Source organism: Gallintestinimicrobium propionicum (assembly GCF_025567525.1).
In the GTDB taxonomy this organism is placed as follows: Bacteria; Bacillota; Clostridia; order Lachnospirales; family Lachnospiraceae; genus Gallintestinimicrobium; species Gallintestinimicrobium propionicum.
In genome coordinates, this window is the sequence record NZ_JAOQJY010000002.1 from 129,651 (window position 1) to 141,850 (window position 12,200).

The 12,200-nt window shown below is 50.0% G+C and carries 11 protein-coding genes; all 11 read left to right on the forward strand.

Translation table 11 applies throughout. The features are described 5' to 3' along the window. The first annotated feature begins 90 nt into the window (after positions 1-90). The 11 genes from OCV62_RS02660 to OCV62_RS02710 all read left to right on the forward strand — a co-directional run bounded on the left by OCV62_RS02660 (position 91) and on the right by OCV62_RS02710 (position 12,134). On the forward strand, positions 91-1,167 hold the full coding sequence (locus OCV62_RS02660) for a glycosyltransferase family 2 protein (RefSeq protein WP_262584996.1): 1,077 nt from the start codon (positions 91-93) through the stop codon (positions 1,165-1,167). Positions 1,168-1,194: 27 nt separating this feature from the next. Beyond that, the gene (locus tag OCV62_RS02665) at positions 1,195-2,052 is read left to right on the forward strand and encodes an alpha-1,2-fucosyltransferase (protein ID WP_262584997.1); all 858 of its coding nucleotides are present in this window, start codon (positions 1,195-1,197) and stop codon (positions 2,050-2,052) included. 85 nt (positions 2,053-2,137) lie between these two features. Then, positions 2,138-3,166 carry an O-fucosyltransferase family protein gene (locus OCV62_RS02670; protein WP_262584998.1) on the forward strand — a complete coding sequence of 343 codons (1,029 nt, stop codon included), beginning with the start codon at positions 2,138-2,140 and terminating at the stop codon, positions 3,164-3,166. A gap of 17 nt (positions 3,167-3,183) precedes the next feature. After that, positions 3,184-4,728, forward strand: a complete 1,545-nt coding sequence (locus OCV62_RS02675; protein ID WP_262584999.1) for a DUF6056 family protein — start codon at positions 3,184-3,186, stop codon at positions 4,726-4,728. Between the two features lie 13 nt (positions 4,729-4,741). Then, positions 4,742-5,620: a glycosyltransferase family 17 protein gene (locus OCV62_RS02680; RefSeq protein ID WP_021915001.1), complete on the forward strand. Its 879-nt coding sequence runs from the start codon at positions 4,742-4,744 to the stop codon at positions 5,618-5,620. 175 nt (positions 5,621-5,795) lie between these two features. Beyond that, positions 5,796-5,945, forward strand: a complete 150-nt coding sequence (locus tag OCV62_RS02685) for a hypothetical protein (protein WP_262585000.1) — start codon at positions 5,796-5,798, stop codon at positions 5,943-5,945. A 14-nt stretch (positions 5,946-5,959) separates the two neighbouring features. Beyond that, positions 5,960-6,157 (forward strand): hypothetical protein, encoded by a 198-nt coding sequence (locus OCV62_RS02690; protein ID WP_262585001.1) that lies wholly within the window; start codon positions 5,960-5,962, stop codon positions 6,155-6,157. Continuing rightward, positions 6,123-7,043: a glycosyltransferase family 2 protein gene (locus OCV62_RS02695; protein WP_262585003.1), complete on the forward strand. Its 921-nt coding sequence runs from the start codon at positions 6,123-6,125 to the stop codon at positions 7,041-7,043. The genes OCV62_RS02690 and OCV62_RS02695 overlap by 35 nt, the downstream gene beginning before the upstream one ends. Before the next feature lie 15 nt (positions 7,044-7,058). Continuing rightward, a complete protein-coding gene (locus OCV62_RS02700) occupies positions 7,059-8,819 on the forward strand; it encodes an ABC transporter ATP-binding protein (protein WP_021915003.1) in 1,761 nt (586 codons plus the stop codon). 411 nt (positions 8,820-9,230) lie between these two features. Then, positions 9,231-10,937: an LIC_10190 family membrane protein gene (locus OCV62_RS02705; protein ID WP_262585004.1), complete on the forward strand. Its 1,707-nt coding sequence runs from the start codon at positions 9,231-9,233 to the stop codon at positions 10,935-10,937. A 519-nt stretch (positions 10,938-11,456) separates the two neighbouring features. Then, entirely contained in the window at positions 11,457-12,134 is a 678-nt protein-coding gene (locus OCV62_RS02710) for a DUF5672 family protein (RefSeq protein WP_118495781.1), read from the forward strand. Positions 12,135-12,200 lie beyond the last annotated feature (66 nt).

Here is a 12,200-nt window from a genome sequence, read left to right on the forward strand (position 1 = left end):
AGAAACAGCGCTGCTGCGATTAAAAGGGACAGCAACCGTCGGAGCAGAGACATTTTTGGAGCAAGGAGAAGGAAGGAGGAACAAGAACCCATGCGCAAATTGGAACAGTATCAGCCGGAAAAGCAAAAGAAAGGCGAGCAGACCGGGCTGATTTCGGTCATTGTGACGGTTTACAATATCCGGGAATATCTGCCCAAAGCGGTGGATTCGATTCTTTCTTCGACCTATCAAAATCTCGAAGTCCTTTTGATAGATGACGGTTCAACGGATGGAAGTGAACGCATCTGCGATGAATATGCAAAAAAGGATGGGCGGGTGCGGGTTGTCCATCAAAGAAATGGTGGAGCCTACAGCGCGCGCAACACCGGACTTTTGGAGGCAAAAGGCGATTACCTGACCTTTGTGGACGGCGACGACTGGATTGAGCCGCAGATGTATGAGACACTGCTGGCGGCGATGATGGAGCAGGACGCCGATCTTGCGGTCTGCCGGTATCGGAAAATTTACGAAAACCGAAGGGTGGATTTGTCCTCGCCGATGGCAGCGGTGTTTGAAGGGCAGGAGCTTTTGGAAAAATATCTGGAAGAGGACGAAGCGTGGCTGATTCAGACGGCGGTCTGGAACAAGCTTTGGAAACGTTCGTTGAGCGACGGACTGAGATTCCCCAAAAGCCTGTATGAGGATATGTATTTTACCATCCGACTGTTGGCAAAATCGAAGCGCAGCGTGTATCTGGACTGGGCAATGTACAATTATGTGTGCAGTCGGACGACGAGCACCACGAATATCGGCCTGAACGAGAAGACCTTCAATGATCTGATTCCGAATTTTTATGAGCGCAGTGCGTTTTTACGGGAGATCGGTAGGGAGGATCTGGCACTTTTGCAGGATTATTTTTTATATAAAAGACTGCTGTTATTCTATACGGCGGTCTGCAGAAGCCAGGATCCAAAGAAAAAAGAACATAAGGCATTTTTGCAGCAGAAAATAGAAGCAGGAAAAGACTGCTATGCAGCAGTCTATGGGATTCCCCAGGCGAGCAGTCAGGAATACCGGAAAATGAAGCTGTTTTTGAAGTCACCGATATTGTACCGGGCAGCGATGAGACTGAATGATTCTTTCCTGATTCCGATCAAGGTTGCGATGGCGAATCGGAGACAGAGGTAGAAAATTTTATTCAAAGGAACAGAAACTATGGTAGGAGTGCAGCTTTCGGGTGGCCTGGGCAATCAGATGTTTGAGTATGCCCTGTATTTAAAATTGAAATCAATGGGAAAAGACGTCAGAATCGACGACGTAACCTGTTATGGAGCACAGGAAAAGCAGCGGGTCAATCAGCTTTCTGTATTCGGTGTTTCCTATGAGCGCATGACGAAACAGGAGTATGAGCAGATCACCGATTCCAGTATGAGTCCCCTCCATCGTGCCAGGCGGCTGCTGTGCGGCAGGAAGGATTTGTCCTACCGGGAAGCGTCGTGCAATTACGATCCGGAGATACTGCGGCGCGAGCCAGCCCTGCTGTTGGGATATTTTCAGACGGAACGGTATTTTGCCGATATCAAAGATCAGGTGCGGGAAGCATTCACATTCCGAAATCTTACTCTGACAAAAGAATCGGCAGCAATGGAGCAGCAGATGAAGGAATGTGAGTCAGTGAGTGTCCACATCCGACGGGGCGATTACCTCACACCTGCCAATCAGGCGCTGTTTGGCGGAATCTGCGATCTGGATTACTACCGTCGCGCGGTCGCAGAGATCCGAAAAAGAAAGCCGGATGTGAAATTTTTCCTGTTTTCCAATGATATGGAGTGGACGAAGGAGCATTTTTGCGGTTCGGAATTTGTCCCGGTGGAGGGAAACAGCGAGCAGGCGGGAGAGCAGGATTTGTACCTGATGAGCTGCTGTAAAAACCACATTCTGGCGAACAGCTCCTTTTCCTGGTGGGGCGCGTGGCTGGATAATGGCAAGGACAAGCTCGTGATTGCGCCGGAAAAATGGATGAACGGGCGCGACTGCTGCGATATTTATACGGATGAAATGATTCGGGTGTAATATCCGGGATTTTTGCAGTAAATCAGCGATGATTTTGAGCGATAGGTTGTCTGATGGCATCGTTTGGAAAATAGAGAGGAATGTTATGATAGGAACGCAGATCCTGCAGGGGCAGGGGCTTGGCAACCGGCTGTTTTGTTATGTGACAGCCCGCAGTATTGCGGAACAGAAAAAAACTTCATTCGGCGTACCCGGAAAGGAAATCCTGTTAAACGGTCTGACCGGAAACAATTCCGAGCCCTTTCTGGATCTCTGGATGGGAGAAGAAGCAAAACCGGAAGATTTTACACGCGTTTATGAGGAAAAAGAAGAACGGATCTACACGGGCGCCTGCCGGCATGATCTGGAGCACGGCTGCTATGTGGCGGGAGAAGACCGGGGCGTTTTCGATGTAGAAGACGGCACGCTCCTGATGGGAAATCTGCAGGCAGAAAGCTATTTTGCAACGAACCGGGAGCAGTTAAAGGAATGGCTGAAGGTAAAGCCGGAGTTTGATTCCTACGAATATACGAGGGATAACCTGTGCGTGCTGAACCTGCGCGGCGGGGAATATGCGTCCGAACCGGCATTGTTTTTACGGAAAAAATACTGGACGGATGGGATGGCACAGATGAAAAAAATCCGCAGTGACATGGAATTTATGATCGTGACGGACGATGTGACGATGGCACATAAGCTTTTACCAGGTATTCCGGCATATCATTTTCCGGTGCACGGGGATTATGTGACAGTCAAAAACGCGCGTTACCTGATTATTTCCAACTCTTCCTTTGCCTGCTTCCCGGCGTTTACGTCGGAGACGGTGCAGAAGGTGATTGCGCCGAAATACTGGGCGCGTCACAATGTTTCGAATGGTTACTGGGCTTCGGAGCAGAATATTTATACAGGATTTGAGTATCTTGGCAGGGACGGAAAGCTCTACGATGCGCAGGCGTGCCGGGAGGAGCTGGAAACCTACCGCGGGCAGAGCGAATTTTTTGCAAAACATCATGAAAAGCCGGACGGCATGGCGTATCGTCTGGGAGAAATCCAGGCAAAAGCAGCCTATACGGCATATTTTGGCGGGCGCGCGGTCAGAAGCCTGAAAAGACGGTTGACCGGTCAGCAGAAGTGAGAAAAGGAGAGCTTGGCGTGCAGATTTTGAAGCAATGGAAAACAGAGCCTGAGAAATGGCTTTTTCGAATACTACTGGTTGTTTTTATCGCGAGCATGGTGCCGGTTTTATACCTGTCCCGCTATGGGTTCCCGAACTGCGATGATTTCACTTATGGTCTTGAGACGCATAGGGTATGGAATGCAACCCATTCCTTTGGGGAAGTGCTTAAAACAGCGCTTGCCGTGACAAAGGAAACCTGGCAGCTGTGGCAGGGAACCTGGTTCTCCATTTTCCTCATGACCCTGACGCCCGGAGTTTTCGGGGAAAAATGGTATTTCCTGACGACTCTTCTTATGGCAGGAATGCTCGGCGGCAGTATCTGTGTGCTGATGCATACGGTGCTTTGCCGGTACATTAGCCGGGCAAAAGAAAACCGTTATCTGCGTGGAATCTGTACGCTGACTGTTTTATTCCTGACCTTTCAGACCTTCGTTTCGCCGGTGCTTGCGCTGTATTGGTATAACGGCTCGCTGCATTATGTATTCATGGAGGCTGTTCTGTTCTTTGCAGTGTCTGCGCTGCTTTGCCTGGAAACATCGGAACAGAAATCAAAGAAAATCCTCTGGATGATCCTTTCTGCCGTTCTGTGCGCACTGTTAGGCGGGGCAAACCTGTTGACCGGCTTACAGTCGGTGATCCTGATCGTACTGCTGACGGCATGGGAGTTTTTCCGGAAAAAGAAAAACCGTTTCTGGTTTTTGTTTCCGCTTGTCTGCAGTCTGGTCGGTTTTGCGTTTAACGTGCTGGCACCAGGCAATTTGATTCGGGAAGATACGGCGGAGAGTATGGGAGCGGTAAAAGCGATTGTCATGTCATTTTACTGGGGAATTGTGTATGTGACGGAATGGTTGACACCGATGGTGCTGGTTGGCTTTGCAATGCTGATTCCTGCGATTTACCGGCTGGCAAAGCAGGCAGAAGGAAAGTTTTTTAAACCCTTGTATGCAGTCTTTTTAAGCTTTTGCGTTTTCTGCGCGATGTTCACGCCGACGTTGTATGCGACGTCCAGCGAGGGACCCGATCGCTGCAAAAATGTGATGCGCGTGGTGCTGTATTTGCTGGTGTTCTTTAATTTGCTCAATGGATGTGGTTGGGCATGGCAGCTAAAGCAGCTAGGACAGCGAAAGCAGTCCGAGCAGCTTCCGCAGTCCCGACCGGGATTTTTTTACAGGCTGCTGGAGCTTCTGGAAGAAACAAAGAGCGCGTTTTATGCCGTGACGTTGATTGCGATGGGTGTGATTTTCCTCTTTGCGGCGGATAAAAATACGTATACGTCCGTTTCTGCCGTGCGTTCTATTTTAAATGGTGAGGCGGCGGAGTATGCAGCGGAAAACAATGCGCGCCTGGAATTGTATACAAATGGGGAACCGGAAATCACGATCACACCGCTTTCCGTGGAACCGTATTTATTGTATATCGACGATGTGACTAATGAGGGCGACCGGGGCTACTGGCTGAATCTGGCGCTGATGGATTATTACGGAAAAGACAGAATTACCGTGTCTGAACCGGAAGAATAAAGGAGAGATAGTTATGGTATACGATTGTTTTCAGTTTTTTAACGAGCTCGATATTTTAAAGCTGCGTATGCATGTTTTAAACGATGTTGTGGACAAATTTGTCATCAGCGAGGCAACTGTAACCTTTTCGGGCGAGAAAAAGCCGTTATATTTCCAGGAAAACCGGGAAATGTTTCAGGAGTTTGAAGACAAAATCATTCACAAGGTTGTGGATGATACGCCGATGGATACGAGTGCTTTTATGCGTGACAGTCACCAGAAGTGTGCAGTAGCGCGCGGTTTGGAGGGTGCAAAGGACGATGATATTGTCATTTTCTCTGACGTCGATGAAATCCCGAATCCGGAAGCCGTAAAAAAGGTTCTGGCAGATTTTGACGGCAGCAAAATCTATGCGCTGGCGCAGCGGAATTTTTACTGTTATCTGAATATGGAAGAAACCTCCGGAAGCCTGCTGTCCATTACGGGTGAGTTTGAGGGCTTTACCGGAAAAGACAGAAGATGGCTTGGAACAAAGATCTGTAATTATGGAATGTTAAAGCGGTTCACGACGGAGCAGCTGCGGGACAGCAAGCAAAAGGAGCTGATGGTGCGCGTTGCGGACGGCGGCTGGCATTTTTCCTATATGGGCGGCGGCAAGGACGAGTCTGTGGAGGATCGTGTAAAATACAAGATCAAGAGCGCGGCACATCAGGAGTATAATAATCGGGCAACGCTGTCGAAGGTGAAGAAGAAGATCCGGAATCATGAGGATATTCTGGGGCGGAGTACGGATTTTCAGATTGTGCCGGTGGATGAGAGTTATCCGGTGTATTTGAGGGAGCATCTGGAGGAGTACCAGTATTTGATGTATCCGGAGAAGAAGTCCTTTTTTGACCGCATCCTGGGTCGTTGAGGGAGGGCTCTTGTCCGCCCGCATGCAGTTTTGCGGGCGGTTCCCTGGTCTGCGTGCTGTGTCCGGCATTTGGTCTGGTGCAGCAGCGGACTCGCTTTCGCTCGGTTCAAAACGCAGCGGGTGCGTAGGGCTGCAAAGTACGCAGCCCAAGCACCGGCGTTTTGAGACGGTCCGCTTGTCTGCATCCAGACCAAGTGTCGGTCGCAGCACGCAGTCTCCGGGAACGTCCGCAAAACTGCTGCATGGGCGGACAAGAGGCGCTGTGTCGGGCGGATGGAAGGTCAAGGTCAAGGGCGTTAAGGTCAAGATCAAGGTCAAGGGCTGAATTTGTGGGATTGCGTGGAGGACGGCAAAGCGCTTCTGTGGAGCAGTTGTCTGTGCGTGGAGGACGGCAAAGCGCTTCTGTGGAGCAGTTGTCTGTGCGTGGAGGAGGGCAAGGCGTTTCTGTGGAGCTGTTGCCTGTGCGTGAAGGGCGTTTGGATAGAGCAGTTAGGAGTTTTGGATGGTGAAGGTTTCGATTTGTGTGCCGGCGTATAAGAATCCGGTTGGTGTAGAGCGGCTTTTGGAGTCGATAAAGGTGCAGTCTTTTACGGATTACGAGGTGGTTGTGACGGATGATTCTCCGGACGGGTCTGTGGAGGAGGTTGTACGTAGGGCTGATGTTCCGGGGATGGTTTATGTTCGGAATGCGGCAAGAAAGGGCGCGACGGGGAACTGGAATGAGGCGGTGCGGCATGCTTCGGGTGAGTATATCAAGATCATGCACCACGATGACTGGTTCACGGATCGGGATTGTCTGGCGCGGTTTGTAGAGATGCTGGAGGAGCATCCGGAGGCGGATCTTGCGTTTTGCGGGAGTCGGCAGGTGATGTTGGATGGTGTCGGAAACCGGACGGGAGAGGAGTTTGACCGGGCGATCAGCGATGAGCATTTGAAGATGATCTCGGAGGATTGGCGGGATCTTTATATCGGGGATTATATTGGGGCGCCGAGTGCGACGATTTACCGGAAGGGCGCGCCGGAGTATGAGGAGAAGCTGACGTGGATTGTGGATGTGGAATTTTATATGCGTCTGCTTCAGAGGAATCCGAGGTTTGTGGTGAGTAAGGAGCCGCTTGTCAGTATCGGGGTCAGCGAGAATCAGCTGACGGAGAGCTGTCGGACGGACGGAAAGTTAAATATTTTCGAGTATGGATTTGTGATGCAGGAGTTTTCCCTGCTTTCAGAAGAAAAATATCGGCAGAAGTTTATTCAGATCGCGTTGAAATATAAGATGCCGTTTGCATCGCTTGCGCCTTACGGGATTCCGAAGAAGGAGTATGAGAAGGCGGCTGCGAAGAAGCGGCGGGAAGATTTTGTCTTTTATGTCGGCGTTGCAAAGCGCAAGGTTCGGAAAGCGTTTGGGAAAAAGCGGTTCGCATGAAAATTGGAGGTCAGGATGGTTCAGATTTTACAAAAGCTGCTTCATATTTTGAATAAAGATCAGAAGCGGAAGGTTGCGGGACTCGGCGTGATGATTTTTATCGGTGCGCTGATGGAAATGATCGGCGTCGGTCTGATCATGCCGGTGGTTGAGGGCGTAATGGCGCCGGATCAGCTGCTGAATAAGTGGTATATTCAGATTTTGGAACGGTTTATTCATTTTGATACGCCGAATCAGTGGCTGCTGTTTTTGATCGGTGTGATCATTGCAGTTTATTTTATCAAAAACGGTTATCTGCTTTTACAGACATATGTGCAGTCCCGTTTTGTCAACACAAATCAGTCCAATACGATCAGCTACATGCTGGAGGAATATCTGAACCGTCCCTATGAATTCTATTTAAACGCGGACATTCCTACGATCTTTCGTACGATTGACGGTGATGTGCCGAAGGTATTTACAACTCTGATGGAATATATCCAGCTGGCGACGGAGCTGATGGTTTCGGCGGTTCTGTGCGTGACGCTGCTTGTAACAAACCCGACGATGACGATTTTTATTGTTGTGGTCATGGGCGGAACGACGGTTGTAATCCTGAAAATTTTAAAGCCTACCTTAAACCGGCTGGGGCGGACCTCCCAGCGGTTGCAGAGTCAGATGGGAAAATGGCGTCTGCAGTCTATTTACGGAATCAAGGATGTAAAGATTTTAAATAAAGAGCATTATTTTGCATCCAGCTTTGGAAAATATTCTCAGGAGAACGCGAAGCTGACGACAGAATATGCGGTACTTAACAACATGCCGCGTCTGCTGTTGGAGACGCTGAGCATCTGCGGTATTTTGGGATATCTTGCAATCTGTATTTTAAACAGCGCGGACATGACGGAGCTTGTGCCGCAGATTTCCGCATTTGCAGTAGCGGCGATGCGTTTGATGCCGTCGGTAAACCGGATCAACACGCATATGAGCAATATTGCGTTCTATGAGCCAAGCGTGAATTATGTTTATGAAAATGTAGACTTCACATCCTATCGTCTGCATGGAAAATATGAAAAAGACTATGATCCCCATACGCCTCCGATGGAGCTGAAAAAAGAGATTCGCATGGAGGACGTCAGCTATACTTATCCCGAAAGTGACAAGGTGATTCTGGATCATGCTCAGATGCTTGTACCCGTTGGAAAATCGGTGGGTGTGATGGGACCCTCCGGTGCGGGAAAGAGTACCGCAATCGATATTTTAATGGGACTTTTGCAGGTACAGGGCGGCGAGATTTTATGCGATGGAAGAAATATTTTTGAAAATTATCCATCCTGGCTGTCCCATATCGGTTACATTCCGCAGACCATTTATCTGACGGATGATTCGATCCGCGAAAATATAGCGTTCGGTGTGGCAAAAGAGGATATCGATGATGAGCGCGTATGGCATGTGCTGGAAGAAGCCCAGTTGAAGGATTTTGTAAAGGAGCTGCCGGGTATGCTGGATATGGAGATCGGGGAGCGGGGTGTGCGTCTCTCCGGCGGTCAGAGACAGCGTCTTGGTATTGCGAGGGCGCTGTATCATAATCCGGAGATTCTGGTATTTGATGAGGCAACGAGTGCGCTGGATACCGATACGGAAACGGCGATTATGGAGGCAATTGAGAGCTTTCATGGAAAGAAGACGCTGGTGATCATTGCGCACAGGCTGCGGACGATCGCGGGGTGCGATATTATTTACAAGGTGGATAACGGAAAGATCGTGGAGACGACGCTGGCGGCAGAGGAACACTAGGACGGGCGGACGGTCAGCCGCCGTGCTGTTTTGCACCTGACGCTGTCGTTCCCGTCCGCCATGCAGACTCGCTTTCGCTCAGGAGAAAAGCGCAGCGGATGCATAAGGATGCAAAAGACGCATCCTAAGCACCGACGCTTTTCTATGGTCTGCATACGGCGGATCGGGAACGGCAGCGCCGGCGCAAAAAGCGCGCGGCGGCTGACCTGGCTGTGTAAGGCGGAAGGGAAAAGGTCAAGGTCAAGGGCTGAGTTTGCTGCTGAAACATAGCTGGCAGGAGGACGGCAAGGCGCTCCTTTGGAGCTGTTGCCTGTGTGCAAGCAGCCCATGAACACGGGCTGTTCATGGACGTGAGAAAGTGATTCAGGAGTGCGCTGTCTGGCGGTTGAGATTTGATTATGGAGGTGCGGTGTGGCAGAACTCTTAATCTTATGGGGATATATTGGGATAGTGAATAGTTGCATCGGAGCTGGTGTTTTAAAAGGCATTGGTTTGTTGACAGGCAGGAAGAAGATTGTCTATGGTCTGGCAGGTACTGAGCTTGCCGGGATCGTGGCGATCACTGTTTATGCCCAGACGGTCAGCATTTTCGGTAAGGTTTTTATGGCTGCTCATTTGATTTTGCTGGCGGCGGCAGCAGCATGTGCATACTGGTGCAGGAAAGAGCTTCTGGTGATTTGGAGCCGGGTGAAGAAGATATGTCTTTCCTGGGAAGGTGTTCTTTATCTGATTTTTGCAGTGATGACAGCTTATTTTGCATCCAGAGGGCTGCAGCATACGGATACCGGAATTTATCATGCTCAGGCGATTCGGTGGTATGAGGAGTATGGGCTTGTAAAAGGGCTTGGCAATCTGCAGCAGCATTTTGCTTATAACAGTGCATATCTTGCGTATGCGGCTGCCTTTTCTATGAAATGGCTGGTAGGGCAGTCGTTGCATGGAACCAATGGCTTTTTGCAGGCATTTCTGTGTATCTGGGCGCTGTACGGTCTGAAGAATTTTGCCCGGCATAAAAGTCATCTGGCGGATGGATGCAGAGTTGGAATTTTATTGTATGCAATTGTTGTGTCAGAGCGGATTATGTCTCCGGCAACGGATTTCGGGACGATGTATCTGGTATTTTTTATTGTAACGCTGTGGACGTCGATTGCCTGTGAAAAAGAGGGTAAAGTCGGGGAAAAAACAGATCTGTATGCACTGCTTTGTGTTGCGGTTGTCTGTGTGACAACTTTTAAGCTCTCAGCTGGAATGCTCGTCATTCTTGCACTGTATCCGGCGGTTTGTCTGATTCGGTCAAAAGAATGGAAAAAGATCGGAATCTATCTGCTTTGTGGCTGTGTTGTGCTTGCGCCGTGGCTGGTGCGGAATGTGCTGATTTCCGGATGGCTGATTTATCCGTTTGCAGCAATTGATCTGTTTTCCGTAGACTGGAAAATTCCTGCTTCTTATCTTCAGAATGATTCGGATCAGATCAAGGTTTGGGGACGTTGTCTGTATGATGTGACGAAAATCAATGATCCTGTGAGCGCATGGTTTCCCGTCTGGTGGGGAGAAAAGGATCGTTATGAGATGATGCTTTTGATTGCCAATATGGTTGCCGGGATTTCAGCAGTGTTGTCGGTTGTGTGGAAACGAATCCGGAAAGAAAAGTTATGCTGGGATCGTGTCGTTGTGTATGCAGCGGTTTTAGGCGGCATTGCAGGCTGGTTTTTCCTCGCTCCGTTTATCCGGTACGGGCTTGCGTTTCTGTTGATTTTTCCGTTAATGGCATTTGGCGAATGGCTGCGTCCGATGCAGATGGGGCCGGTGCGGATTGCGTCAGGTTTTCTTTGCGCAGCGATCTTTTTCAGTTTGAGTATGTACTGGGATTATTATGTGTTGTTTGATCTGGTTTGGGGAAAGCAGCATCTGACAGACCCGGCTTGGGTTGTACAGCAGGATTATGACAGCGTAGAGGTGGAGTCGTTTGAAATGGAAGGCGGTCTGATAGTTTATTATCCGGCAGGCGGGCAGGAGAATATCAGTTATGACGCTTTTCCGGCGACGGCATATCGGGTAATGGCTGAGAGGACGAAGTTACGGGGAAGCGATATCCGGGACGGGTTTATGCCAAAGTGACGGTCCGGACGGTCAGCCGCTGTGCTGTTTTGCACCGGGCGCTGTCGTTCCCGTCCGCCATGCAGACGCGCTTTCGCTCAGAAGAAAAGCGCAGCGGGTACATAAGGAAGCAAAAGACGCTTCCTAAGTACCGGCGCTTTTCTATGGTCTGCATACGGCGGATCGGGAACGGCAGCGCCGGCGCAAAAAGCGCGCGGCGGCTGACCTGGCTGTGTAAGGCGGAAGGGAAAAGGTCAAGGTCAAGGGCTGAGTTTGCTGGGTGGCGTGTAGGACGGCAAGGCGCTCCTCTCATGCGGACGGCAAGGCGCTCCTTGTGTAGGACGGCAAGGCGCTCCTGCGGAGCTGTTGCCTGGATGTAGGGGCGTGAGAAAGTGAATCAAGAGTGCGCAGTCGCAGTTTCCGAAGGGAACTGTGACCTGCTTGCATTGGTATGACGGATGCAGTATGATAGTAGAAAATGAGCAGTCTGTGCGGCAGTTGGAGCGCAGGCAGCGGTTTGAGATGAAATGAGGATTTATTATGGAGTGGAAAGACGGCAGGCTGCAGCTTCCGAATGTGACGCTGATGGCGATGACGAGTGTCAATGTGCGGCAGACGATCAAGGCGATGCAGTACAGCATGCGTCAGATTGATTTTGGAGATTGTGTGTTGATCACGCATCGGAAGCCTTTCTTTTTGCCGAAGGGTATTCGGTATGCACATACCTCGAAGCTGACGAATATTGACTGTTTTAATTATAAGATGCTTTATGAGCTGGGAGATTATATCCATACGGATTTTGTTATGGTGGTGCATGCGGATGGGTTTATCGTGCATCCGGAGATGTGGCGGGATGAGTTCCTGGATTATGATTATATCGGTTCTCCGTGGCCGATTCCGAAGGATGATATCACATACCGGGACATCAATGGGAATCTGTGTCGGGTTGGCAACAGCGTGGGAATCCGCAGCCGGAGGCTTGTGAATTTCCCGAAGGAGGCAAATCTGCCCTTTGAGCCGGATCACGGTTCCCTGAATGAGGATGGTTTTTTGTGCGTAAAGAATCATCATCTGATCGAGGCAGCAGGGATGAAGATTGCACCGTTGGAGGTTGCAAAATATTTTGCGCATGAGACGATGATTCCGGAGATTGAGGGGATCACACCGTTTGCGTTCCACAAATGGGCGGGGACGAATGCGCAGTATCCGAGGTTTTAGAGCGGACAGCCGTTTGACGGTCTGATGGGGCCGGTATCCAGAAGGAGCGGTCAGAGAGGGTTGTCC